This window comes from Sphingomonas sp. Xoc002 (assembly GCF_050408055.1).
GTDB lineage: Bacteria > Pseudomonadota > Alphaproteobacteria > Sphingomonadales > Sphingomonadaceae > Sphingomonas > Sphingomonas yabuuchiae.
The window spans coordinates 1,623,137-1,648,797 of record NZ_CP191175.1; the positions used below are offsets into that span (position 1 = coordinate 1,623,137).

General features: G+C 62.8%; 22 protein-coding genes. 13 read left to right on the forward strand and 9 right to left on the reverse strand.

All coding sequences use genetic code 11. The features are described from left to right. Nucleotides 1-110 precede the first annotated feature (110 nt). The 7 genes from ACQR50_RS07300 to ACQR50_RS07330 all read left to right on the forward strand — a co-directional run bounded on the left by ACQR50_RS07300 (nucleotide 111) and on the right by ACQR50_RS07330 (nucleotide 6,403). Nucleotides 111-2,024, forward strand: a complete 1,914-nt coding sequence (locus tag ACQR50_RS07300) for a PAS domain S-box protein (RefSeq protein ID WP_428970400.1) — start codon at nucleotides 111-113, stop codon at nucleotides 2,022-2,024. 188 nt (nucleotides 2,025-2,212) lie between these two features. Beyond that, on the forward strand, nucleotides 2,213-2,485 hold the full coding sequence (locus ACQR50_RS07305; protein WP_428970401.1) for a hypothetical protein: 273 nt from the start codon (nucleotides 2,213-2,215) through the stop codon (nucleotides 2,483-2,485). A 96-nt stretch (nucleotides 2,486-2,581) separates the two neighbouring features. After that, the gene (locus ACQR50_RS07310) at nucleotides 2,582-2,848 is read left to right on the forward strand and encodes a hypothetical protein (protein WP_428970402.1); all 267 of its coding nucleotides are present in this window, start codon (nucleotides 2,582-2,584) and stop codon (nucleotides 2,846-2,848) included. 59 nt (nucleotides 2,849-2,907) lie between these two features. Next, on the forward strand, nucleotides 2,908-3,198 hold the full coding sequence (locus tag ACQR50_RS07315) for a hypothetical protein (protein ID WP_428970403.1): 291 nt from the start codon (nucleotides 2,908-2,910) through the stop codon (nucleotides 3,196-3,198). Between the two features lie 57 nt (nucleotides 3,199-3,255). Next, complete coding sequence (locus ACQR50_RS07320; RefSeq protein WP_428970404.1) at nucleotides 3,256-3,585, forward strand: hypothetical protein; 330 nt, start codon at nucleotides 3,256-3,258, stop codon at nucleotides 3,583-3,585. 894 nt (nucleotides 3,586-4,479) lie between these two features. Then, nucleotides 4,480-4,725 (forward strand): hypothetical protein, encoded by a 246-nt coding sequence (locus ACQR50_RS07325; protein WP_428970405.1) that lies wholly within the window; start codon nucleotides 4,480-4,482, stop codon nucleotides 4,723-4,725. A gap of 430 nt (nucleotides 4,726-5,155) precedes the next feature. Beyond that, nucleotides 5,156-6,403, forward strand: a complete 1,248-nt coding sequence (locus ACQR50_RS07330) for an MFS transporter (protein ID WP_428970406.1) — start codon at nucleotides 5,156-5,158, stop codon at nucleotides 6,401-6,403. Here the strand turns inward: ACQR50_RS07330 and ACQR50_RS07335 are convergent. Next, nucleotides 6,364-7,374, reverse strand: coding sequence for a LacI family DNA-binding transcriptional regulator (locus tag ACQR50_RS07335; protein ID WP_428970407.1), 1,011 nt, complete (start codon nucleotides 7,372-7,374; stop codon nucleotides 6,364-6,366). The two genes, ACQR50_RS07330 and ACQR50_RS07335, sit on opposite strands and share 40 nt — an antisense overlap. Nucleotides 7,375-7,684: 310 nt before the next feature. On the opposite strand from ACQR50_RS07335, the gene ACQR50_RS07340 reads away from it, so the two are divergent. The 6 genes from ACQR50_RS07340 (at nucleotide 7,685) to ACQR50_RS07365 (ending at nucleotide 17,413) form a co-directional block, all read left to right on the forward strand. Then, nucleotides 7,685-9,946, forward strand: a complete 2,262-nt coding sequence (locus tag ACQR50_RS07340) for a beta-glucosidase family protein (protein ID WP_428970408.1) — start codon at nucleotides 7,685-7,687, stop codon at nucleotides 9,944-9,946. Nucleotides 9,947-10,084: 138 nt separating this feature from the next. Then, the gene (locus tag ACQR50_RS07345) at nucleotides 10,085-13,336 is read left to right on the forward strand and encodes a TonB-dependent receptor (RefSeq protein ID WP_428970409.1); all 3,252 of its coding nucleotides are present in this window, start codon (nucleotides 10,085-10,087) and stop codon (nucleotides 13,334-13,336) included. 59 nt (nucleotides 13,337-13,395) lie between these two features. Next, on the forward strand, nucleotides 13,396-14,100 hold the full coding sequence (locus tag ACQR50_RS07350; protein WP_428970410.1) for a SapC family protein: 705 nt from the start codon (nucleotides 13,396-13,398) through the stop codon (nucleotides 14,098-14,100). Then, the gene (locus tag ACQR50_RS07355) at nucleotides 14,093-15,130 is read left to right on the forward strand and encodes a cupin-like domain-containing protein (protein ID WP_428970411.1); all 1,038 of its coding nucleotides are present in this window, start codon (nucleotides 14,093-14,095) and stop codon (nucleotides 15,128-15,130) included. The genes ACQR50_RS07350 and ACQR50_RS07355 overlap by 8 nt, the downstream gene beginning before the upstream one ends. Beyond that, on the forward strand, nucleotides 15,127-16,650 hold the full coding sequence (locus tag ACQR50_RS07360; protein ID WP_428970412.1) for a tryptophan halogenase family protein: 1,524 nt from the start codon (nucleotides 15,127-15,129) through the stop codon (nucleotides 16,648-16,650). The genes ACQR50_RS07355 and ACQR50_RS07360 overlap by 4 nt, the downstream gene beginning before the upstream one ends. A 301-nt stretch (nucleotides 16,651-16,951) precedes the next feature. Beyond that, nucleotides 16,952-17,413, forward strand: coding sequence for a VOC family protein (locus ACQR50_RS07365; protein ID WP_428970413.1), 462 nt, complete (start codon nucleotides 16,952-16,954; stop codon nucleotides 17,411-17,413). A 153-nt stretch (nucleotides 17,414-17,566) separates the two neighbouring features. On the opposite strand, the gene ACQR50_RS07370 is transcribed toward ACQR50_RS07365, so the two are convergent. The 8 genes from ACQR50_RS07370 to ACQR50_RS07405 form a co-directional block, all read right to left on the reverse strand. Then, the gene (locus ACQR50_RS07370) at nucleotides 17,567-18,325 is read right to left on the reverse strand and encodes an alpha/beta hydrolase family protein (RefSeq protein ID WP_428970414.1); all 759 of its coding nucleotides are present in this window, start codon (nucleotides 18,323-18,325) and stop codon (nucleotides 17,567-17,569) included. Further along, nucleotides 18,322-19,479, reverse strand: a complete 1,158-nt coding sequence (locus tag ACQR50_RS07375; RefSeq protein WP_428970415.1) for a DUF3182 family protein — start codon at nucleotides 19,477-19,479, stop codon at nucleotides 18,322-18,324. The genes ACQR50_RS07370 and ACQR50_RS07375 overlap by 4 nt, the downstream gene beginning before the upstream one ends. Before the next feature lie 139 nt (nucleotides 19,480-19,618). Then, entirely contained in the window at nucleotides 19,619-20,011 is a 393-nt protein-coding gene (locus ACQR50_RS07380; RefSeq protein WP_428970416.1) for a DUF1622 domain-containing protein, read from the reverse strand. Further along, nucleotides 20,008-20,529, reverse strand: a complete 522-nt coding sequence (locus ACQR50_RS07385) for a metallophosphoesterase family protein (protein WP_428970417.1) — start codon at nucleotides 20,527-20,529, stop codon at nucleotides 20,008-20,010. The genes ACQR50_RS07380 and ACQR50_RS07385 overlap by 4 nt, the downstream gene beginning before the upstream one ends. A gap of 5 nt (nucleotides 20,530-20,534) precedes the next feature. Beyond that, a complete protein-coding gene (locus ACQR50_RS07390; protein WP_428970418.1) occupies nucleotides 20,535-21,365 on the reverse strand; it encodes an aldo/keto reductase in 831 nt (276 codons plus the stop codon). A gap of 90 nt (nucleotides 21,366-21,455) precedes the next feature. Then, entirely contained in the window at nucleotides 21,456-22,382 is a 927-nt protein-coding gene (locus tag ACQR50_RS07395) for an IS110 family transposase (RefSeq protein ID WP_428970419.1), read from the reverse strand. A gap of 1,217 nt (nucleotides 22,383-23,599) precedes the next feature. Further along, a complete protein-coding gene (locus tag ACQR50_RS07400) occupies nucleotides 23,600-23,947 on the reverse strand; it encodes a response regulator (RefSeq protein ID WP_428970420.1) in 348 nt (115 codons plus the stop codon). A 106-nt stretch (nucleotides 23,948-24,053) separates the two neighbouring features. Further along, nucleotides 24,054-25,487 carry a PAS domain-containing protein gene (locus tag ACQR50_RS07405; RefSeq protein ID WP_428970421.1) on the reverse strand — a complete coding sequence of 478 codons (1,434 nt, stop codon included), beginning with the start codon at nucleotides 25,485-25,487 and terminating at the stop codon, nucleotides 24,054-24,056. Nucleotides 25,488-25,661: the final 174 nt, after the last annotated feature.

Below are 25,661 nucleotides of genomic sequence, written 5' to 3' on the forward strand. Positions count from 1 at the left end.
TTGATCCAGACATATGACAGTCAGACTGACCCTTGATATTCCTCGTTGATCGGTCGGGGCTTAGCGCCCGATCGGTCATGGGCAAATCTGGATCTACCGAGACGTCTGACGTGAACGAACAGCAAATCCCGGCGGAGCTCCGAGGTTCGGACCGGTTCGAGCGGCTGGTCAATTCGATCAGGGATTATGCAATCTATCTTCTGGATCGCGAAGGTCATGTCGCGAGCTGGAATGCCGGAGCCGAGCGGTTCAAGGGATACACCGCCCAAGAGATCATCGGGCAGCATTTTTCACGCTTCTATACCGACGATGATCGCGCCGCCGGCCTCCCGGCCCGTGCGCTGCAGATCGCGGCGGCCGAGGGCGTTTTCGAGGCAGAGGGGTGGCGGCTGCGCAAGGACGGCACGCGCTTCTGGACCAGCGTGGTGATCGACCCAGTGCGTGACGACCAGGGGACGCTGATCGGTTTTGCCAAGGTCACGCGCGATATAACCGACAAGCAGGAGGCGCAGCAGGCCCTGCGGGAAAGCGAGCAGCGGTTCAGCCTGCTGGTGCAGGGCGTGAAAGACTATGCCATCTACATGCTCGACCCCAACGGCTTCGTCACCAACTGGAATCGCGGCGCGCAGGCGATCAAGGGGTATCGTGCCGACGAGATCATCGGCACACATTTCTCGACATTTTACACCGAGGAGGATCTGCAGAGCGGCGAGCCGACACGCGCCCTGCAGGTAGCGATCGAGCAAGGCAAGTATGAGGTTGAGGCGTGGCGGGTACGCAAAGGCGGCGCGCGTTTTCGCGCCGGTGTGCTGATCGCGCCCATCGTCGACGGCCGGGGTACGCTGATCGGCTTTGCGAAAATTACGCGCGACCTCACCGAGCGCTGGCAGGCGCAGCAGGATGTCGAGCGTGCGCGCGAGGCGATGGCGCAGGCGCAGAAGATGGAGGCGGTCGGTCGGCTGACGGGCGGTGTCGCGCATGATTTCAACAATCTGCTCACGATCATTCGCTCGTCCGCCGACTTGCTGCGCGTCCCGACGCTATCGCCCGGAAAGCGCGACCGCTATGTCGAAGCGATCTCGGAGACTGCCGATCGTGCTGCGGCCCTAACCTCTCAACTGCTCGCCTTTTCACGTCGGCAGCCGTTGCGGCCTGAGGTTTTCGACGTCAGTGCGCGCGTTCTGGAGATGCGTCCGCTGATTGAGACGAGCGTCGGCTCCTCGATCGTCATCGCGATAGAGCCGGGCGAGGCTGCGATCGTCAACGCGGATCGCAATCAGTTCGAAACTGCGTTGCTGAACCTCGTCATCAACGCCCGCGATGCGATGCCGGCGGGCGGTACGCTGACGCTGGCCAGTGCGACCGTCGACGGCTTGCCCGCCGTGCGCGGTCACGGCCCGGCGAGCGGCCGCTTCGTAGCGCTACGTGTCTCAGACAACGGCAGCGGCATCGCACCGGACACGATGAAGAATATCTTCGAGCCGTTCTTCACCACCAAACCCATGAACAAGGGTACCGGTTTGGGGCTTAGTCAGGTGCACGGCTTTGCCAAACAGTCCGGGGGCGACGTCGATGTCGAGAGCCAAGTCGGTATCGGGACGGCCTTCACGCTTTACCTCCCTTTCGCGGCAGGCATGCAACTGGTCCACGCCGTGTCCGACATTCCGAAACACGCCGCGGTCACTCGGCGTATCCTGCTCGTCGAGGACAATGAGGCCGTCGGCCAGTTCGCGCGGAGCCTACTTGAGGAACTGGGGCAGATCGTCACTTGGGTACAGAGTGGCGAGGACGCCCTCGCGCTGCTTGAGCGTGCGCACGAAAAGATCGACTTCGTCTTCAGCGACGTCATCATGCCCGGCATCAACGGCCTGGACCTTGCCCTCCGTATCCGCGATCGCTGGCCAGCGATGCCTGTCGTACTCACCACCGGCTATAGCGATGCGCTAGCGGAGCAGCAGGACCACGGCTTCCCTTTGTTGCGCAAGCCCTATTCAGTTAGCGGTCTGACGAAATTTATCACCTGACGCGAGAGCAACGCGCTTGCCGTCTGCTCCTCCGCCCAGCGGGAGCCTGCAGTTCGATGAATGGGTGTCGGATGTTGGAAGGCGGGAAAGGTAGACTGAACGGCTAAAAGTGGGTCGTCGTGGCGAAGGGGAGGGCGGCAGCTCCCGCCCGCTTGCGGACATCTACCAAATTGTCGACACAACGGTCCATGCCGTTCTACCGCTTCATGGTCCATGGTCGTGATCTGCGGCATGGAGACGGCGTGCGCGGGTTTTTCACGACACGCCACGCCTATGCCCCTACTCAAGAGCAAGCCGCGCAGAAGGTGCTTTCGCGCCTAATGCGGGAGTTCACCATAGGGGTGTCAGCTTCGATCTGGGATAGCGAAGCACCCGCATTGTCAATTGAAGAGGGTCGCCGGATCGGCATTCATCAACTTCGTTCTGCGCCAAACAAAGGTAGCACTTTTTACGAGCCGTAAACGCCTGCATTTACTACAAACTTGCGATCCGCTACCGCTCAACAGCTGACATTCGCTGAGCCACGTCGATCGGACCTCGCCGCCCAGGGATACACAATGACCGTTTTAGCTGATGCGGGAAAAGCAGATCGCTACCTTGAGCCTGGCACTCGCGTCCGGCTCGACAGCTTGGTCAACGACGATGACCAGACCACCTCTGAGTTCGGCGTGGTGGTCCATTGCTGGCTCGATGCGGGGATCGGAATGTTTGACTGCTACGTCGCCTTTTTCGGCGGCGAACTGCCGGTCGGAGAACTCGCTGAAGCACCGTACGTGCTTCGATATGGTGCGATCTCGCTAACCGTGCTCCAGGACGCGAGTTAAAGCTAACTTCCGCTAACGCCCAGTTGCGGACGTCAGGAGCGACCGCCTATAAAATCGCGATGACGTCACGGGAATGCATTGCGGGCAGGCTGGCCGACGAGTGGCTGGCAATGCTGGGCAAACTCCCTTGGCACGATCTCGCCATTGCTATTCGTCGGCGTGGGCCGCTACCGTGTGGCGAAACTACTTCGCTCCCAACGGAGATCGGCCTGCTCGATGTCAGCGATAGCTACGAGTGGGTGGCGGAAACAGATGGGGCAATCCGTATCGCTATCGAGGTCTTCGATTGTCCCGATGAACCCGCGCTCGCATTCCGCGAAAGGATCGTCGAGCGGCCAGGTGCCAGCTAATTCAATGCCCGCTATCCCCCAATTGCGGACATCTGGGGCGCGTGGCAAGTTGGAGGCATGGCACGCCTGACCTGCATCGCTTTAGCCATCGTGCTTCTTATCGTCGGCTGGCTCATTTTCGAACTCACGAACGTTTGGCCGTTCAATGCCAGCTTGGTTTCGATGATGCGCGCTATCTTTGCTTTAGGGGCGCTGGGTAGCCTTCTTACGCTATTGTTCACCCGCTCTCGCGCGATGCCACCTCTAAGCTTGGCAGGTTCGTACATTGTGATTGGCTTCTTGACGAACTCGTCGCACTTAGGGCCGTACATTGCGTCAAGTGCAATCTTGGTGACGCTCCTCGCAATCTTAAGCACGTTTGCGCGTCGACCGCTCTACGTCCGCTAACCACCAACGCCGGCCGTTCATCCGTCTAGCGCGGCCATGGATGATGAGCTGTTTCCGATATGAACGAATGGCAAAAGATGGGAAGCAGGAGAGACGCCCCCAATGACCGATTATGGGTCGTCTCCGCCGGAATACTGCTAGGGGCTTACTCTTGATGCCGCCGACACCTGCGGAGGGGAGGCTGTCAGCCTGAGTCCCAAGTTCAGCGCTCCAGCATAAAGGCCGCCGGGGGCATCCATAGTTATACTACGTTTTGGCCCCTCGCCTGTCGATCCCACGGCATGTGCACCGCAATCATCGCCAGCGCAATTCCAAGCAGATCCCCCGGCTGACCGAGCCTCCAGCGTAACAGTCCTATCTGCGGGGAGATAGCCAGCCATGGGAAGATACGGTGACTTTGCCCACGAGGGAGAAATCGACTGTGCGTGGGAATTCCCAACCAGCACTAGCGCTCGCAAGCCTTGAGGCACGCGGCTGATCAGTGACGACGCGAGTGCATTCTCGTATTTCGCGTCGCTATATTCGCCTGGTCGGAAACTGAAATTAGGCTGGAAGGCTATGACGCTCTTCACTCGGCCCGCCGCCCGCAATTCACGCAGTCGTTGAAAAAGCCGAAAGTAACTCTGGCTGGACCTACCGTCCGGCAACGGCTCGTTCCACATCTTGCTTGCGGAAAACCGTTTCACCGCCTGTGAGCTGCCATCTGAAGCTATAAACTCGTCGATGGCGGGTTGCTCTACGGCCGCCTTTTCGACCGCAACGACCACAGGTTCGGAGTTCGCCGCGAGGCAAGCTAGATCAGCAAAAATCTGTGGTGCCTCATTTGTGCCGTGAACCTCGCCAACGACGACCCAGCGCAAATGGCTGCTTCTGAACAGCGAATCCGCGCCAGGGATGGAGCTGCATTCGATGTGGCGCAGCTTCGACTTGAAAATTTTCGGTAAGGGCGCTGGCGCGACAGCCTGCAATGGTAAGTTAGCGGGGCTGGGATTATCGACCAACGATGATGGCGAGGCCATAGTCATCAATGACGCAGCAATCACGCGGCCAAGCATTCTACATGCTCCCAATCCCTTTATGGTTGGAAAGCTGCCCTCAATTGCCACTATTTTGCAAGACGTGTCTGACGTGCTCCCCTGAAATCATTCTAGAGAGCCGGTTGGCTGGCCCGGGTGCGCCCGTTCTCTGTAATCGGGAGATGAACGAATGACAGAAATTGGGAAGGGGGCAGGGCGTCCGGAATGGCCGTTTCTGGGTCGTGACGGCGGAACAGGGTGGCTATTTTCGCTCAATGGCGGACGCTTATCGGTTGGTACGAATTGGAGTCAGTTTCCGTTGATGGTTTGTGTAACGCTTGTTCCATCGTAGGCGGACCACGGAATGCCTTATCCTGACACTCGTTCCAATCAACGATGGCGAACAGGTCCTCAAGGCGGATGTCTGAGCCAGACTGGCTTATCATCAATATGATCCACCATAAGCCAGACTGAATGCTTTGCCTTGCTCGCCGTTGGGAAGCACCCGCGATCAAGGCTAGCGAACAGGGTCCCTGCACTGATAGCAGCAGACTATGAGCCACGTATCGCCCACTAACGGCCCATCCGACCAGATTGCGGCGAGACTTTTCCGCCTTTCGCTCGGCGTTTTCTTCATAGGCGGCTTTGTCGCCTCGTCGGTCAGCCTGCTAGTTCCTCGGGTGCGGTTGGCGTGGGAGCTAAACTATGCGCAGGCCGGGGCAATCCAGTTTGCCTCTTTCTCAAGTTATCTGGTGTTCGCTGCACCCGTGGCGGCGTTTGTTGCGCGTCGAGGATATATGCGTGCTAGCGCCGTTGGCCTTGTACTCATGGCGGTTGGTTGCGCGTTGCTTATCGCCGGTCTGGGTGGCCAACACTATATAGGCGTGCTGCTGTCGCTGACCTGCATCGCAACTGGGGCGACGTTTTTGCAGATCGCGGGCAACAATGTGATGACGGTGGTTGGGGATCCCCGCCGGGCGGCGATGCGGATGAACCTGCTGCAGGGTTTTAATTCGTTGGGTACGGTAGTTGGGCCACTGATCGGGGCGACGACTTTGATAGCTACCGCGCCCGGGCATCAAACGGGTTCAGGCCTACCCGGGCTTTCCTTCGGCTTTGCCGCACTAGTGCTGGCCGCTCTGGCCTTTGCCTTCCTGCAAAACCGCTCGCTGCTATCCGGGCTTGGTCCGGATGCCGGGGGTAGCCTAGCTGGCGGATGGCGTTCAGCACTGCGTGATCGGCGGTTGCAGGGCGGCGCCGTTGCCATTTTCGCTTATGTGGGGGCCGAGGTGACAATCGGCGCCTTGCTGACCGACTTCCTGATGACAGCGCATGCAGGAGCTTGGAACCCCGTCGTTGCCGCGCGGTCGGTTGCCCTTTACTGGGGCGGGGCGATGATTGGGCGGTTCGCAGGAGCCGCCATGCTTCGACAAGTGCCTCCGACACGCCTGCTAGCTTCGGCTGCGGCGAGCGCGGCGGCCCTGGTACTGGCCGCCATGATGGGACATGGCTCGATCGCTGCTGCCGCTCTTCTGTCGATCGGGTTATTCAATTCGATCATGTATCCCACCATCTACGTCATTGCGCTCCCGCCGCAGGCGGATCGTGCGCCCGTTGGGGGAATGGTTCTCTGCATTGCCGTGGTGGGGGGCGCGATCATCCCGCTGCTAACCGGGCTATTGGCCGATCGTTTCGGCCTAATCCCTGCCTTGCTTCTGCCAGGCCTTTGCTACCTTCCGGTTCTGGCATTCGCGCTACGCCATCACGCGTCGAAGGAGCTGGCCCGGACCATCAGTTCATAGGGGAGTTCGATCGAGGATGTCGCACCACTGGGACCATCGCTGCACTCCGCAAGCAGGCTGACGGCTGCCGCCGCCATCTCGCTATTGGGTTGCCGGATCGTCGTCAGTTGTGGCCAGGCCATGCGGGCCAGTTGGGCATCATCGAACCCCGCAATGGCCAACTCCTGCGGTACGGCGATCTGCGCCCGCATCGCGGCGACGAGCACGCCGAGCGCCATCTCGTCGTTGCTCGCGAAGATGGCGCTGGGTCGATGCGCGCCATGAAGCAGGGCTTCGGCCGCGACGATACCGGATCGGAAGGTGAAGTCGCCCTGGAAAACCTGCCGCTCATCGAATGCCAAATTGGCGGCATTCAAGGCATCCTGAAAGCCGAGCCAACGGCGGTGAGCGGAATGATGGGTCGGGTTGCCCTTGATGAAGGCGATGTCGCGGTGGCCAAGCCGGATCAGATGCTCCGTCATGGTACGTGCTGCGGCGCGGTCGTCGATCCTGACATGGGGGGTGCGATCGACATCGCTGCCCGGCGCGATCCGGACCAACGGCACGCCATGCCGCTCGAAAATGGCGATCAGTTCCTCGCAATCGCAGATCGGCGGCGTCAGGATCGCGCCGCCCAGTTTCAACCCGACAAGGCTTTCCTCCAGCCGCGCCTGCCAATCCAGCAGATGGAGCGCCACGGTTTCGATGACGACGTGGCGGCCCAGCGATCGCGCGCGGTCGAGGGCACCAAGCAGCACGTCATTGGCATAGCTGCAGGCCGGATCGTCGAAGAACAGGCCGATCAGGAAGGACCGTGCGCTCGACAGGCTGCGGGCAAAGGCGTTGGGCTGATAATTCATCTCCGCCACGACGCGCGCCACGGCATCGCGTACCGCCGGGCGGACATGCGCTTCACCGTTGATGACACGGGAAACGGTCTTGGGAGAAACGCCGGCCTGTCGGGCCACGTCCTTGATAGTGAGCGCCTTCATGAAACATCCGGTCGAAAGACAAAGAGCGGCCTGGCGGATCGGTCGCGCCGGTGAGGTGCGCCGTATCACGCAAAAGCGTCCCACACGCCGTCGCCTTTTGCAATCGGGTGCAGGGCTCCTCGCGGAGCATAGAAGCCGCTGAAACGACGGTGGCCGATTGAGCGTTGACATCGTTGTCAGTCTTGCCGACAACGGTCGTCGAAAACGGGAAGATCGGGAGAGGATCATCACGTCGGCGATGCGCGTCGCGCATGTTCACGTGGCCCATGCGCCTCGATTCGGTTTCCCAACCCCTGTTCGGAGCGCCGCCATGTCCTATCGTCACGCCCTTATCGTCGCGCTTCTTGCGGGGGCCGCGCCGGTCGCCGTGTCGGCGCAGCAGGCTCCGTCGCAGCCGCAGGCGACAGAGGGCGCATGGCGGGACAAGGGTGCTCCGGCGGTCGACCGCGCCCGCGCTCTGGTCAAGGCGATGACCCGCGACGAGAAGCTGGCCTATGTCCACGGCCTGTTCCCGCCGATGACCAAGGAACGCCATGCCGACATGATCCCGTCGGCCGGCTATGTCCCAGGCGTGCCGCGCCTGGGCATTCCGACGCTGCGGGAGAGCGACGCGAGCCTGGGCGTCGCCAATCAGGTCGAACAGCGCAAGGGCGACACCGCCACCGCCCTGCCGTCCAGCCTGGCGACGGCGGCCAGTTTCGATCCCGCCATCGCCTATGCCGGAGGCGCGATGATCGGGGCGGAGGCGCGCGCCAAGACCTTCAACGTGCTGCTGGCAGGCGGCGTCAACCTGACGCGCGATGCATGGAATGGGCGGAACTTCGAATATCTGGGGGAAGACCCGCTGCTGGCCGGGATCCTGGCGGGCGAGTCGATCCGCGGTGTCGAGTCCCGGCATATCGTGTCGACGGTCAAGCATTATGCCCTGAACGCGCAGGAGACCGGGCGCAATATCCTCGACGCGCGCATCGATGAGAAGGCATTGCGCGAAAGCGATCTGCTTGCCTTCAAGATCGCGATCGACGGGGGACGCCCGGGATCGGTCATGTGCGCCTATAACAAGGTCAATGGCGACTATTCGTGCGAGAACCGCTTCCTGCTGACGCAGGTCCTGCGCGACGAGTGGCGCTATCCCGGCTTCGTCATGAGCGACTGGGGCGGCGTCCATTCGACCGAGAAGGCGGCGCTGGCCGGGCTGGATCAGGAATCCGGGCAGGAACTCGACAAGCAGATTTATTTCGGCAAACCGCTGGCCGATGCGATCGCGAGCGGTCGCGTGCCCGAGGCGCGGCTGGATGAGATGGTCACGCGCATCCTGACCGGCGTCATCGCCAGCGGGCTGTACGACGATCCGACGCCAGCGACCGCGCAGGCCATCGACTATGCCGCCCATGCCGATGTCGCGCAGCACGCGGCAGAATCCGGCATCGTGCTGTTGAAGAACGACCGCGACGTCCTGCCGCTGGCCGCGACCGCGCGGCGGATCGTGCTGATCGGCGGCCATGCCGATGTCGGCGTCCTGTCCGGCGGCGGATCGAGCCAGGTTCGCTCGGTCGGGGGTGCGCCGATCGAAATCCCGCTGACCAAGGGCGCGGCGGCCTCGTTCGCGCGGATCACCTATCACGCCTCCTCGCCGCTGCGGGCGATGCAGGCACTGGCCCCCGGTGCGAAGGTCAGCTTCGTCGACGGACGCGATCCCGTGGCTGCGGCAGCGGCGGCCAAGGCGGCCGATATCGCGATCGTGTTCGCGACCCAATGGCAGACCGAAGCGCAGGATGCGGTCTCGCTGTCGCTGCCCGATAACCAAGACGCGCTGATCGCGGCGGTCGCCAAGGCCAACCCGCGCAGCGTCGTCGTGCTGGAGACGGGCGGGCCGGTCCTAATGCCTTGGGCGGATCAGGTCGCAGGCATCGTCCAGGCCTGGTATCCCGGCCAGCGCGGCGGCGAGGCGATCGCCCGCGTCCTGACCGGCAAGGTCGACGCCTCGGGCCGTCTGCCGATCAGTTTTCCGGTCAGCGCTGCGCAACTGCCCCGGCCGAAGCCGGTGCTGCCCGCTGGCGTGACCGCGCTGACCGATGCGTCCAGCAACGCAGGCGTCGTCGATACGGGCGATCTTGCCCCGTTCCCGGTCGACTATTCGGAGGGAAGCAATGTCGGGTACCGCTGGTACGCCGCGCGCGGCGACCGGCCGCTTTATCCGTTCGGCTATGGCCTCAGCTACACGCGCTTCCGCTTCGGCACCGCCCGGTTCACGGGCGGCGCGGCTCCGGCCGTGGGGGTCGCCGTGACCAATATCGGCAAGCGCCAGGGTGTGGTCGTGCCGCAGCTCTATCTGACGGGCACGGGGCAGGGGCCGATGCGGCTGGCGGGGTTCCAGCGGGTTTCGCTGGCACCGGGCGAGACGAAGAAACTGGCGATCCCCGTCGACCCCCGGATTCTCGCGCGCTGGACCGCAGGCAGCGGTTGGGCGGTCGCGCCGGGCCGTTATCGCCTGACGCTCGCCACCGATGCGCAGAGTCCCGTCGCGAATGGCGAGGTAAGTGTGGCGGCGGAAGCACAGTCGCCCGGTTGATTGACCGGGCGCCGTGCCCTCACGGCATTTTGATTGACACCGATGTCGGTCGGTATAGCTATGAACAATAAAGAAAATAATTAGCCGAATTCATCGGCAAACAAGCGGCGCAAAAATAGCCGCAATGGGAGAGGTGGGATGAAAGGGAAAACGCTTGCGCGCGTGCTCGTGCGCTCGACATCGGTGCTAAGCCTGACGGCGGGGTTGTTGTTGGCCTCGCAGGGGCAGGCGCAGACCGCACCGATCGACCCGCAACAGGGCACGCCCCAGGCGGATACCAGCAGCCAGACGCCCCCACCGGGCGAGGCAAGCCCCACCAACCCCCAGCCCGAAACCACGCCCGACGACATCGTCGTCACCGGCGTCCGCGCCTCGCTGGAACGCTCGATCGCCATCAAGCGCGACTCGAACGGTGTCGTCGATGCGATCAGCGCGGAGGATATCGGCAAGTTCGCCAACACCAACCTCGCCGAGTCGCTGCAGCGCATCACCGGCGTTTCGATCGACCGGCGCAATGGTGAGGGTTCGACCGTCACGGTCCGCGGCTTCGGCGCGCAGTACAACCTCGTCACGCTCAACGGCCGCCAGCTGGCGACGTCTAACATCGTCGCGGTCGGTGGCGACCAGGGTGGTGACGGCGCGGGGGGCTTCGGCCGCTCGTTCGACTTCTCTAACCTTGCCTCGGAAGGGGTGAAGACACTGGAGGTCTACAAGACCGGGCGCGCGGCGATCCCGTCGGGTGGCATCGGCGCGACGGTCAACGTGGTCAGCCGCCGCCCGCTCGACAATGCCGAAACCGGGCTGGTCGGGTCGTTGGGCGTCAAGGGCAGCTATGACAACAGCTCGGCCGACTGTATCGACTGCGGCGCGCGCGTCACGCCCGAGGCGTCGGGCACCGCCAGCTGGACGGACAGCGAGAAGCGCGTCGGCGTGTCGCTGTTCGGCAGCTATCAGAAGCGCAATTTCAGCTTCGCCAGCGTCGCGCCGGACAATTGGAATATCCGCTCGCTCAACGACTTCCTGAACCCGTCCAACGGTTTCGTGAACGGGGCGACCAAGATCAACAACCGCCCGAGCGGCAATCCGCTGGTGTCGGTCCCCAACGACTTCCGCTATCACTTCTCCGAGGCCAGCCGCGAGCGGATCAACGGGCAGGCGATCCTGCAATTCCGCCCGACCGACACGCTGACCTTCACCGCCGACGGCCTCTATGCTCAGCTGCGCCAGTCCGAGCGCCGGTCGAGCCAGTCCAACTGGTTCAACCGCCCCTTCAGCGAGGTGACGTTCGACGATGCCAGCAACGGCATCGCCACCACCCAGTTCCTGGCCGAGACGATCAACGGCGTGAAGGACGCGGCGTACGAACAGGCCTATCGCGCGCAGAAGAACCGGCTCTACGATGTCGGCGGCAATATCGAATGGAAGCCGAGCGACCGTTTTACCCTGTCGATCGACGGTCATATCGGCGAGGCGCAGAGCCTGCCCGACAATCCCAACGGCCAGACATCGACCACCGTCGCGATCAACGCGCCGGTCGTGACCGGCCATACGCTGCGCTGGACCGATAACGGCTTTCCGCAGCAGACGCTGTCGATCAACGACGGTACGCAGAGCACGACCCCGACCGGCCAGCCCTTCATCAAGGGCAACAATAACGGCGTGCTGGACGTCGGCGATCTGGCGAGCGCGGTGCAGCGCCAATTCGCGTCGAACCAGACGCAGCGGATCCGCGAGCTGCGCGCCGATGCGGCCTGGGACTTCACCGACCAGATCCGGTTCGATGCCGGTGCCGATTATCGCACCACCACGACCCGCCAGACCCAGTTCAACACGCGCCAGGTGCTGGGCGACTGGGGCAACTCGCTGCCGCCCGATATCGCGCGGCTGGCACCGGGGCAGGTTTTCCAGTTCTGCAACACCTGCAAGTTCGAGCATAACAACCCGAACGCCGATCCGAACACCCAGATCGCCTTCCGCACCGAGGACGCGACCAAGCTCTACAACACGCTGTTCAACTATTATTCCGGCGTGACGAATGACGGCGTCGACCACCGCAACAATATCGACGCGAACAGCGACAATTCGGTGCGCGAGAATATCTGGTCCGGTTATCTCCAGGGCAGCTGGAACGGGCAGGTTTTCGGCCGCAACGCGCAAATTGTCGCGGGCCTGCGCTACGAGAATACCAAGGTGCGGGCGGTGTCGCTGCAGCCCGTCCCGTTGGCGATCGTGTGGACGGCGGACAACGACTTCGTGATCCAGAACAGCACCGACCAGCAGGCGATCTCGGCGCGCGGCTCCTATAGCAACTGGCTGCCTGCCGTGGACGCCAAGATCGAGGTTCTGGACAATTTGTTCGCCCGCGCCTCGTACAGCAAGACGATCTCGCGCGCGCCTTACGGTAATCTGTTCGCCTCGACCGGTGTCGGTGCGCCGGGGCGGCCGACCGCGATTGGCGGCATCGCGACGGGCTCGTCCAACAATACCGGCCTGCTGCCGCTGTCGTCGGACAATATCGACCTATCCGTCGAATGGTATCCGCGCAAGGACGTCTTCCTGTCGGCGGGCTTCTTCGACAAGCGGGTGCACAACTTCATCGGCAATGCGGTGGTGAACCGCAACCTCTTCGGCCTGCGCGACGCGACGTCGGGGCAGGCGGGCACCCGGTCGGGCACGGCCCGCCAGCAGTTGAGCAACACGTTCGGGGCGGACATCACCGACGTCAACCTGTTCACCTATACCGCGCTGCTCCAGCAGAATAACGGCAATGTCGCGGCGGCGAACGCGCAGTTCGCGGCCAATTACAACACGCAGAGCCGCGCGCTGAACCAGGGGTTCGTCGACTCGATCCTCAGCCAAGTCGACATCAGCCCGAATGCCAGCGATCCGCTGTTCAACTTCGCGGTGAACACGCCGATCAACAACCGCGACGCGCATATCTACGGCGTCGAACTGGCAGGCCAGTATTTCCTGGGCGAGACGGGCTTCGGCATTGCGGCCAGCTATACGCTCGTTCGCGGCAATATCGGCATCGACATCGCGGCCGATCCCAGCGTGAACACCTTTGCGCTGGTCGGACTGTCCGACACCGCCAACGCCACGTTGATCTACGACAAGAACGGCATCTCAATGCGCCTGTCCTATAACTGGCGCGACAAGTTCCTCAGCGACATCAACCGTGGCGGCGACCGCAATCCGGTCTTCACCGCGCCCTATGGCCAGCTCGACCTGTCGATGAGCTTCGACCTGACGCCGCGCTTCGCGCTCGGCTTCGAGGCGATCAACCTGACCGAGGAGGGCGTCCAGACTTATGGCCGCGACCGGATGAACACCTGGTATCTGTCCGAAGGCTCCGCCCGCTATCTGATCGGCGCGCGGTATCGCTTCTGATTATGGAAATTCGGAAGGCCGCTGTCCCCCCCGCGGCCTTCCGGGTACATGGGGCGATCATGGCCGCACCTGTCCTGCTCAACAATATCGACCATCGCGACCTTCGGGTCGCGATCGGTCATCATGCGCGCTTCGGCGATGCGATTAACCAGACCCGTGTGTTCCCCGCCGAGTTCGAGGAGCTTCACCGCGAATACGCCATATTGCTGCGGCGGGACGAAGGCGGGGCGCTCTATGCGACCGTCCTGCTGGGCCTGGACCCGGACGAGAACCTGTTCCTGACGGGCAACCGATGGGAGGCCCGCTACATCCCGGCCACCCGGGCGCGCGGGCCGTTTTCGATCGGTCACGACGCCACGGGCGAGCCGATGGTCTTCATCGACCCCGAGCATCCGCGACTGACCGCCGATGGCATGCCCGTCTTTCGCGAACATGGCGGCAACGCGCCGCTGCTCGACCATGTCTCAGTCATGTTGCAACGCATTTATGAGGGGGTGCAGACCGAGCAGGCCATGTACGAGGCCTGGGCCGCGCTCGACCTGCTGACACCCGCCGTCCTGCAACTCGATCTGGACGAGGGGCGGCGGTACAATGTGCCGGATTGCCTGACGATCGACACGGCACGGCTGGCGGCGCTGGAGGCCGGGGCCTTGGGCGATCTCCATGCGCGCGACTATCTGCGCCCGGCGTTCTGGATCGCGTCCTCGCTGGGCAATCTGCGCCATCTGATCGACCGCAAGCTGAGCCGCGACGGACATGGCTGACCGCCTGCCCGCCGCGCGGCAGGCCCGCGAGCTGACGGAAACGGGGGCGCCCGATCTGGCGGCGCTCATCGAAGGCAACGAGCCGGTCATCCTGCGGGGCTACGCCGCGCAATGGCCATTGGTCCGGGCAGGACAGGTTTCCGCCCGTGCGGCCGCCGAGTATCTCCTACGCTTCGATCGTGGGCGACCGGTGACCGGCTATGTGGGGGACGCGGCGATAGGCGGGCGTTTCCACTATGACAAAACCGCCACCGGGCTGAATTTCCAGACAGAGACGCTGCCGCTGCGCGCGTTCCTGGCGCGGCTGCTGGACAAAGCCGACGGGCAGGGGGGACAGCCTGCGCTCTATATGGGGTCGACCGATCTCGACGCCTATCTGCCGGGTTTTCGCGGGGAGAATGATCTGGTTGCGTCCGACGGGCTGTTCGACCGTCACCCGCCGCTGGCCAGCATCTGGATCGGCAACCGGACCATCGCCTCGGCGCATTACGACATGGCGAACAACGCCGCCATCTGCGCCGTCGGTCGGCGCCGCTTCACCCTGTTTCCCCCCGATCAGACCGGCAATCTCTATCCTGGTCCGCTTGCCCCGACGCCGGGCGGGCAGGTGGTCAGCATGGTCGACTTCGCCCAGCCGGACCTTAATCGCTATCCCCGTTTCGCCGATGCCATGGATCAGGCGGTGGTGGCCGAACTCGAACCCGGTGACCTGTTGGTCTATCCGGCGCTGTGGTGGCACCATGTCGAGGCGCTGGAAGCGTTCAACATCCTCGTCAATTATTGGTGGAACGCAGCGCCCGACTATCTCGACACGCCGATGGATAGCGTGATGCATGCGATGCTTTCGCTGCGCGATCGACCGGCTGCGGAGAAGCAGGCCTGGCGGGCGATTTTCGACCATTATATCTTCGGTGACGGCGAAGCGGTTATCGCCCATCTGCCGCCTCCGTCGCACGGCCCGCTCGCGCCGCTCGACGAGGCGATGGCGCGGCGGCTTCGCGCCTATCTTCTGCAAAGGCTGAACCGATGAGCGATCCCTATCCGCCGACCCGCGTCGTCATCGCCGGGGGCGGGACGGCGGGGTGGCTCGCGGCGACGGCGCTGGTGCGGCAGTTGGGGCCGCTGGTCGACGTCACGCTGATCGAATCCGACGAGATTGGTACGGTCGGCGTCGGCGAGTCCACCATCCCCACGGCGCGCAGCTTCCATGCCTTTCTAGGGATCGACGAGGCCGATTTCATGAAGGCGACCCAGGCGACCTTCAAGCTGGGCATAGCCTTCGAGAATTGGGGACCAAAGGGCGCACGCTATTTCCATCCGTTTGGAACGGTCGGCCGGTCGGTCGCGATCGCCGATTTCCAGCATTTCTGGCTGGAAGCCAAGCGTCGCGGGTTCGGCGGTGCGTACACCGACTATTCGCTCGAGGCGCGGGCGGCCGAGGCGAGCCGGTTCGGGCGGGACGAGGCTGGCACCCTGGCCTACGCTTATCATCTCGACGCCACGGCCTATGCCCGCTTTCTGCGCGGGATCGCCGAACCGGCGGGGGTTCGCCGGGTCGAGGGACGCATCGCCAAGGTCGAGCGCCACGGTGAGGGCGGCGACATCGCGGCGCTTCACCTGACATCGGGTAGCCGGATCGAGGGGAATTTGTTCCTCGACTGCACGGGCTTTCGCGCGCTGCTGATCGAGGGCGCGCTGGAGACGGGCTTCGAGGATTGGAGCGAATGGCTGGCCTGCGACCGCGCCTTGGCGGTTCAGACCGAAGTCGTCTCTTCCCCGGTTCCCTATACCTGCGCGATTGCGCACCGGGCGGGCTGGCGCTGGCGCATCCCGCTTCAGACGCGGGTAGGCAACGGGCTGGTCTATTCTTCTGCCGATATGAGCGAGGACGAGGCGACCGCGACGTTGCTTGGCGGAATCGAGGGGACGCCGCTGTTCGAGCCGCGCGCCATGCAATTCCGCGCCGGGATGCATCGGCAGGCTTGGAGCGCCAATTGCGTGGCGCTCGGCCTCGCGGCTGGGTTTATCGAGCCGCTGGAGTCGACCAGTATCCACCTGGTCATGATTGCGGTGATGCGCCTGATCCAGGGGTTTCCGTTCCAGGGCCAGGATTGTGCGGCGCTCCGCTCGCGGTTCAACGCCCAGTCGCGTCACGAATGGGAGCATATCCGCGACTTCATCATCCTGCATTATGCGCAGACCGGGCGGACGGACTCGGTGTTCTGGCAACGCCGTTCGACGATGTCCGTGCCCGAGACGCTGGCGCAACGCATGGCACTGTTCGTCGAAAGCGCAGGGGCCTGGCAGGGGCAGGACGATCTGTTCAAGATCGATTCCTGGGTTTCGGTCATGCTCGGGCAGGGACTTGTTCCCAAAGCCTATCACCGCATTCCAGCTATGCTCAGTCCTCAGGCCCTGCATGACTCCTTCGACGGCCTGGATAAACAGCTGTCCCGGCAGTTGCAGCAGATCCCGGACCACCTCACGTTCATCAACAGCTATTGCGCGACGCAGGCTCGGCCGGCATCCGTCCAGCGCGATGGCGGATGATGCGCTATTTTCAGCATGAACGAATGGCAGAAGACGGGAAGCTGGTAAGGCCCATTCAATGACCGCTTGTGGGTCTCCGCAGCCGCTGATCGCCTGATCGCCGCATGACCAAGCTCTTCTGCTCCCAAGGCCGTTGGCTTCCTCGAACTCGCTGCTTTAAGGTGCTCGAAGACTTTCCGTTTCTCCGTGTCCACCAGCCCAAATCGGGGAAGCGTATGCGGGGCCAGGTTTGGGGAAAGCTGTTCACGATGATGAACGGTCGTGCGGTAAGCACGGGCAGCATACCAATGAGAGGGCAGTAATGACGGACGCCGCAAACGTAATTGCCGTGGACCACACAGGCTTCGCTGTGTCGTCCTTGGACGAAGCCGTTCGGTTCTGGACGGGCGCGCTCGGTTTCACGCTTGAGCGGCAGTCGGAGATGGGGGGCGACTTCCTGCATCAGGTGACAGGTGTCGCTGATCCGAAAGTGAAAACGGCGATCGTCAAGGCACCTGACGGCTACGTGGTTGAACTGTTGGAATATTCCAACGGGCTCAAGAACGGGACGGTGCCCAACGGTGCGGGTGCGATCGGAGCCGCCCACCTGGCTCTAAGTGTTACGGATATCCATGCCGCCATTGCCGGCGTTGAGGCAGCAGGATGGAAGGCAAAAGGCAATCCGCTACCGATCCCGGGTGGTCCGCGGAAGGGAACGTTGGTGGCCTACGTTTCAGGCCCCGATCATATCACGATAGAGCTCATGCAGGCGACAGCCCGTTAATGGGTCGATAGCAGCTTTGCCGCCTAATCAAATTTTTGAAGGCTGGCAGGGCAGCGGGGAGGGTCGAGGCTCAGCACCTTCTCTGCTGCAAACTGAATGAATGGCAGAAGGTGGGGAGCCAGAAAGAGCCCGCGAACGACCGAAATTGGGTCATCACCGAAAGGTGATGCGGCTGGCGCGGACCATCTCCTCGATCCAGCCGGTCAGCAGCGTGGTGTAGATGCGTTGGTGCTTGGGATCGCGCATCGCATGGGTGGCACCGGGGATGATGCGGTGGCTGACCGAACTGGTCTGGCGGAAGGCGGCCTGCATCGACAGCATCGCCTCACGCGGGATCTGATCGTCGCGTTCTGATTCCACGATGAGCACGTCACCCCGGAACGCGGCGCAGGCAGACAGCGCACGGTCTGCCTCGGGGCCATGCGGCTGCTGGCGGTACGCGCGCACCACCGCCTTATCCAACCTAGCCTTAGGCGTGTCCCAATGCTCGTCCGGGTAGAGCGCGGGCACTCGCATTGCTAGCCATCGTACCGGGCGCTGCGCCGTGAGCAGCATCGCCAGATAGCCGCCATAGCTGGTGCCGACGACGCCGATCGCGTTGCGGTCGACCAGCGGCTGCGCGACGAGGTGGTCATAGGCTGCCATCACGTCGTTCAGCCCGTCCTGCCGGGTTACCTGTTCCCGGTCGGCATCACTGCCGGCATGGCCGCGCAGATCGAAGGTGAAGCAGATACAGCCCAGTCGCGCCAGTTCCTCGGCATGGCCAAGGTCCTCCTCCTGATCGCCGCCCCAGCCGTGGATGAACAGGAAGCCGGGCACCGGCACTTCGGGGCGGAGCAGGGTGCCGACCAGCTTCTGGTGGTCCACCGCCAGCGTCACCCGGTCCCGGTCGATCGCGTCCGGTTCGGTCATGCATACCTCATCGCATATTTGGTCATCGCGCCGACAGCCGGATCGACACCCTGATAATAGACCGTCGCGCCGACGGGCGGGGTGACCAGGTCATAGACCTCGACCGTCGAGCAGCGCACCGCCGCAGTTTCGGGTTCAGTTTGGAACGCCTCGAACGCGGCGATCTCCGCTGCGCTGGCGCCACCCACCCGCCAGGATTGCTCCAGCACTCCGATCCGGCGGCCACCCTCCGCGTCGGTGCCCTCGATCACGTCGTAATTTCGCCGGGTCAGGATGATGCCGGGATAGGCGGCATGGGCGGCACTGTCGAAGATCGCCGCGCAGTGCACGACGCGGGTGAGGTGTTCGGGCAGGTCGAGCGCGATCAGCGCATTGAATCCGCCGCGCACGACGTGAAGGTCGGAACCGCCATAGACCTCCCGTCCCTTGTGATCGGTAGTAAGGTTCTGGGTGCCCCAATAGCTGATCGTCTGCCCGGCCAGTTCGACCAGACCGACGCTATACGTCACTACGTCGGTCAAATTCTCCTCTAGCACGATGCCGCATTCAGCCAGTGCGTCGGCGTCCTCATGGGCGAGGGCGGCGTCGAGTTCCGCCTCAGTGCGGATTACTTCCTGCCCCAGCCCAGCCTTGCCGCACACATTTTTGATGCGCACTGGTCCCTTGGCCAGCAACAGCCGCCCCGCCCGTGCTGCGTCGGCATGGGTGAAGGCAGTGTACCCCGGTAGCGCGGCGTCCCGCATCAATTCCGCCATCATGACCGACCATCCGGGCGGACGTGAGGCCTCACCGTTGACCAAACCGTGAGTGATAGCCTTAGTGCCGACGAACATTGCGGGCACCACGCCGCCCAGGATGTTGCTGTGATTGAAGATGCCCGCTGCGCTGGCATCTTCCGCCTCCAGCGCGTCGCCGGGGACCAGCAACACCGTCATTCCTGATGCCTGCTCAGCTTCGACGGGGTCGAGCAGCGGCTGGTCGAGCAATGCCGCGATCCGCGCCAGCAGCGTCGCGCGTGATGCCCGGTCATGGACGTTGCCCGCCGGCCGATTGTGATCGACAAGCGCGGCGACACCACTTGCCCGCCACGGCAGACTGTCAGGGATGAACGGCGAGAATGTCGCGGAATCGCGGACCTCGAAAGCGCTGAGCATGCCGTTCACCTTAAAGGAGGAACAGCGTCAACGAGCCGTCAGCCGACCGGTTCAACCAGCGTTCAACTATTTGGCATGTCAACGTCATGGGTTATCGCCCGTCGGGTACGGTCACAGGGAAATGAGGCGGAGATCGGCGTCAGTGCCTCGGGTCTGCGTCGCGATTTGTCCCTTCCTGCGAACGCGCCTTCTGCCACGGCCAGCGCCCATCGATTTCTACTTCGAGGGAAAAACTCAGGAAGGTCCTGATAAGGACGATGCCGGCGAGGACCAGAAGGCTCTCGATCGTCGGCTCGACCGCCACCGTGTTGATGATGTCGGCGGCAACCAGAAACTCCAGGCCGAGCAGGATCGAGCGCCCGAGCCCCGAGCGAAAGTCGGCGACCAGCGTGGCCCGGTCCGTCGTGCCTCTGGCCATCCCCATTAGAAAGGCCATCAGCGTGCCGAACGTGCCCACGACAATGATGGCCGTGCCGACGATCTCGACCGCGCTCGTCGCCAGACGGATCCAATAGGCCTCGTTTACGATCATGCCGGTTTCCGATTTAAGGTTGGCGGGACAGACCTGCCGGCTAGCAGGTCGGCTAGGCGGACCGGTCGGAAATTCCGGGCATCGACGCCCACGTCATATTGGCGGAGCATGGGTTTTAGCTTGCCGTGGCTGTGGCCGTGCAGGTTGATCGCGCGGCGGTGCTGGCCGTTCCAGCTCCTGAACGGATAATGGCAGAGTACCAGCCGGTGATCGCCCTCGGTAAGTTCGGCATAGTCGCCGACGCTGGCCCAGCCCACCGCCTCGCCGGTAACGGCCGGATCGTTGTTCCCGCGGATCAGGTGCTTGGTGCCATTGAGGCTTGAGAGCAAAGTGGCCACGTCGGCCGGCCGGCGCGCTACATCGCCCAGATGCCACACGACGTCCTCGGGGGTGACGACGGCGTTCCAGCCCGTGACGAGGGCCTCGTCCATTTCGTTCACGCTCCCGAAGGGCCGACGATGGATATTAAGCGTCCGGTGGTCGCCGAAATGGGTGTCGGCAGTGAAGAAAATCGCCATGCCGGTCAGAGCATTTCGAGCGGGCGACGACCGCGCGGCGCAGAGAAGGCGGCATCGAGCGCAGCCATGTCGTCATCCGGGAGCATCAGGGCGATGGCAGCGTAGTTGTCGCGAACGTGCGCGACGCTGCCCGCCTTGGGTATGGCGATCACGTTGCCTCGCCGGAGCGTCCAGGCGAGCGCGACCTGCGCGGGTGTGGCACCGATCGCTCCGGCGATCCGGCGGAGCGTCCAGTCAGCAAGGAGGCGCCCCTGTTCCACCGGGCTATATGCCATGACCGGGATGTCATGTCCCTCCAGCCACGGCAGCAGATCAAGCTCGGGGCCACGGCGGGTCAGGTTGTAGAGGATCTGATTGACGGCACAGCCGTCACCACCCGCCGCGATCAACTCCTCCATGTCGCCCGTATCGAAATTGCTGACACCCCAGTGGCGGATCATGCCGGCGGTGCGCAGTGCCTGCATCGCCTCGATCGTCTCGCCTAGTGGCACCGACCCGCGCCAATGCAGTAGGTAAAGATCGAGCCGGTCGGTGCCGAGCCGCTTCAGGCTCGCCTCGCAGGCGACGCGCAACCGGGCGCGCGAGGCGTTCTGGGGATAGGCCTTGCTGACGAGGAACAGCCGGTCGCGAACGTCGCCCAGCGCTTCGCCGACCAGTTCCTCGGCAGCGCCCTCGCCGTACATCTCCGCCGTGTCGATCAACGTCATGCCGAGATCGACACCCAGGCGGAGCGCGGCGATCTCATCCGACCGGCGATCAGGCCGCTCTGCCATCATCCATGTGCCCTGACCCAGCATGCACACCTGCTCCCCGCCCGGAAACGACACTGTTCGCATGATCCGCCTCGGCTAACCCCATGATCCCGAACAAACGAACGGCGATGAAGTTAGGCACACGGCTGTCGGCGGGGGGGGCAACTGTGATGATCATGCGAGAGCGATAGGCTGTCGCTTGCGGATCATGGCGTTGAGTATGACGAGGAGTTGCCGTGCGACGGCGATGAGGATGGTTTTGGGCGCCTTGCCGTTGGCGCGCATCCTGTCGCGCATGGCGGTGAGGACGGGGATACGCCGGGAGGCATTGAGGGCGGCGATGTAGAGGGCTTCGCGGACCTTGCGCCGTCCACCCCATATGCGTCTGGCGCCGCGCCATGTTCCGCTTTCGCGTGCGTGAGGAGCAAGGCCGGCAAGTGAAGCGATCTTGCGACGGCAGAGCGTGCCGAGTTCGGGAAGTTCACCGAGCAGGGTTGCCAGGACGGTGGGTCCGATGCCGGGGACGGCGTTCAGCAGGCGCGCCTGTTCGGACAGGGCCTGATCCTGGGCGATGAAGCCTGCGATCTGTCGGTCGAGCACGGCAATCTGCTGACTGAGCAGGTCGATCATGGCTTCGATGGCCTTTGCGATTTCGGGTTGACCTGCGCTGTGGCGATGCAGCTTTTCGGCTTTGCGCATGTCGACCAACTGCCTGCGACGACGCAGGAAATCGGCCAGGCGCGAACGGGCTGGGCTGAGCGGGATGGTAGCGGGCAGGTTCAGCGCCGCGCCCATCTGCGCGAGCACGCGGGCATCGACGCGATCGGTCTTGGCCAGCGTGCCAGTGGCTCTGGCGAACTCGCGCGCTTGACGCGGATTGACGCGCGAGAAGGGATGGCTGCGGGTCGCCAGCGCGGCGATCAGGTCACCGTCGCAGCCGCTGGTAGCCTCGAAGACGAGGCGGATGTCGTGATCGAGCGTGTCGAGCCAGGCGGCGATGGCATCCGATGTATTGGCGATCTGCCCCATCCGGCCTGATGGCAGCTCGCAGATGTCGATGACGGCACGCGAAAGGTCGCAGCCGATAACGGCTTGTGGCATGGTATAGGCTCCTGTCCATGTCGTGCGGGATCAGCAGTCCCAAGCAACTGTTCAGGGTTGTGACCAACGCGGAAGGGACCCTTGCTCCCTATCGGGCTCCAGACCCTCGGGGGGGACGGGCTCCCTTCCGCAACACCTTCATACCAGCATCACATCAGACAGGGGGGGGCGCTCATACGATAAGCGAGGGTCTGCTCAGGCCGGGCGGCATCAACTGCATGGACTGACATGCGCCAATCAAGCTGTCGTGGATTATCGGCGACTGGCAAGATGAACAAACGTCTGAAGTTGAGAAGCAAGAAATTGGAGGCGAATGACCGCAACTGGGTCGTCGTAGCGGGAGGGCCGCGCGGCTGCTCTCGCTCCATGTTGCCGCTTGAACGGTGACGGCGCATACCCAGGACCAGTTACTTGATCATAGGCGCTCTGATGGTGCCGTTGGATGGGAAATATCGGTATGCCATTGCTCTGGCTCATAGGCCTTCAGGCTGCGGCACCCTGGAGTCCTCCCGCTCAGGCGGCTTGGTCAGGGGACAAGCCTCTGATCGAAGTCCGATTACATGCGTCTACCTTGTCCATGCGGGGGGAGGCGCCCATCGAGGTCGATCTTACCGCCAAAGACAACACCTTTGCCGTATCACCGTTTCTACAACCCACACGGGGCATTGCGTTTGAGGTTATCTCGGAAGACGGGCGACCAGTGGAGCCGGCCGAGCCGATGGCGGGTTCACCGCCCCCGCCTCCTTTGGAGGCAAAGGAACTGACCGCTGTATCAGTCGCATCGCCTTACCGTGTCCTCACCCACGAACCCGCAAAAACAATCTTCCCAGGGGCAGGTCGATACAGGGTGAGAGCTCGGATATTCCTCTTCAATTTCCCATCCGAGCCAGTCCGTTATGCCCAACTAGTATCGGATACGATCACGGTGAACGTCACTAAGTAGAACGCAGCCGTGCCACTCGTGACTGAGGCTTTTGTTGGCAACGTCTGGAAAGCCGGCCGGCCGCTATCACTGAAAGGGTCACATTGGTTAGTGAATGTCAGGATTGGCAAGCTGGTCATTCGCGTCGATGAACGAGCGTCTGCACTTGGAAAGTCGGAAGGGTGTCCTGAGTGACCGAAAGTGGGTCGTACCATTCGCCAGCTTTAGCTTTGCATCCGGTTCTGACAGCCTGCGCATACCGCCAGCGTGACCCTCAAACCACTGATATATTGAACTACGACAGAGGAGCGATGTCTCGGAAAGCTGCCGCGAGCACGTGATCTTCGACCGGCTTGTGCAGCACGCGCATCGAAGCTGATTGAGGCTGGAAGTCGCGGGGTTCGCCGGTAATGAAAAGGACAGGGCGTTCGCCAATCATCGCGATGATCCGCTGTACCGCGGTGGGGCCGTGCCCCCCTTTGCCGAGACTGACATCGGAGATGATGACCTCGGGCGCACGTAGCGATGCCCTTGCGAATGCGTCATCTTCACTATCGACCATGTCGATCGACGACGCCCCAGCGGCTTCGACCAACTGGGCGATATGATCGGCGATCAACCAATCATCCTCGATGATAAGCACGTGGCACATGGTCGCACCTCAATGCTTCACATCGCCAAGGGTTCGATATGTTGGCTGTTTTGCTACAGATTGTGACGAATAAGCCGCCTTCGGCTTGAGCCGCCTGTCAGACGACGGCTTCGATCTCGAATCTTACGCCGCTTTCCGGGTAACGGATCGCGGTGTCGCCGCGCACGTGTCGACGCAATACCCGCTCTATCATACGCGTCCCAAAGCCGATGCGTGTAGGCGGAGTTACCGGCGGACCGTCATGTTCAGCCCAGCAGAAGAACAGGCGCCGCTCGCCGTCTTCCCGCTTGATCGACCATTCAACCGCCACACGCCCCTCCGGTATTGAAAGTGCTCCGTATTTGATGGCGTTGGTCGCAAGCTCGTGAAGCGCCATGGCGAGTGCCAATGTGATCTCAGGCGAAACGCGAATGGCAGGTCCGTGGATCGAGAAACGTGCTCCGTCCCGATCCTTGAAGGGTAGCAGCGCACGATCGACGATGTCGCCGATCCCAGCCCCTTCGACCTCGTCTTGAATAAGCAGCTCATGCGCCGAGCCGAGACTTGCAATGCGCCCGGATACGGCTGTGGCAGCCTCCTTCAAGGATGGTGCATCGCGCAGCGTCTGGCTGACGACCGCATTGACCGTGGCCAAGGTGTTCTTGACCCTGTGCGTCAGTTCACGGGCAAGCACAGCCCGGTGTTCCTCAGCGAACTTGCGCTGCGAAATGTCGGTGGAGAAGCCCGTCATCGCCAACGGCGAACCGTCGGCACGATGTTGAAGGTCGCCTTGAATGGAGACCCAACGCTGCTCGCCCGCAGGGGTAAGGATGCGATACTCGACATGGTATGGATCACCATGCTCGATCGTCTGCTGCATAGCAGCCTGCATCACGGGCAGATCTTCTGGATGGATGGCGGCAAGAAGTTCGTCGAACGTAAAAAGCTCGTCAACCGGACGTCCAAAGATGCGCTTGCACCCCGATGACGCCGTGAGTTCTCGTTCTGGCAGATCCAGCGTCCATGTACCCAAGGCACCCGCCTTTAGAGCAAGGCGAAGGCGCGCGTTATGTGCAGCCAAGTCGGCATCCCGTTGTGCCACTTCAGCGGCTAGCGCCTCTCGATCCAGTTCCAGCTGTATCACACGATGCCGTTCAACCGTGACGTCGATTTGCGATGCAACGAAATAACGCAGCGATCCGTCGTCACAAAAGACGGGGGCCACCATCAGCCGATTCCAGAACGGTGTCCCATCCCGGCGGTGGTTGAGGAGATCGAGCTCGATCGGCTCGCGCTTGGCGATCGCTTCCTTCAGGCGAGCGACATCGGCCGGGTCGGTCAGCGGCCCTTGCATGAACCGGCAGTTGCGCCCGAGGATTTCCGACGCGGGAAAGCCGGTCAGCTTTTCGAACGCTTTGTTCACATAGATGAGCGGGCAGTCGGGCAGAGTCGGATCGCTGACAACCATGGCGACCGGCGTCATGTTGAAGCCGACCTGCATGGGATCACAGACGTTCAGGCCTGCTGCATACCGGTCGATCGCCGATTGCACCTCTGGTGACGGCGTGAAGGAATGAGCGGGGGGAGGTGCGAACGGCTTACGGTCCAAAACAGGAACAGCCTAGCGGAGCATTGTCGCCATTACAATCACAAGGCCGCTCAAGCTTTTACCGCGTGCTTGATCTCCATGTGCCGGGCAACGCGGTCTGCCATCGCCAGCCAAGCC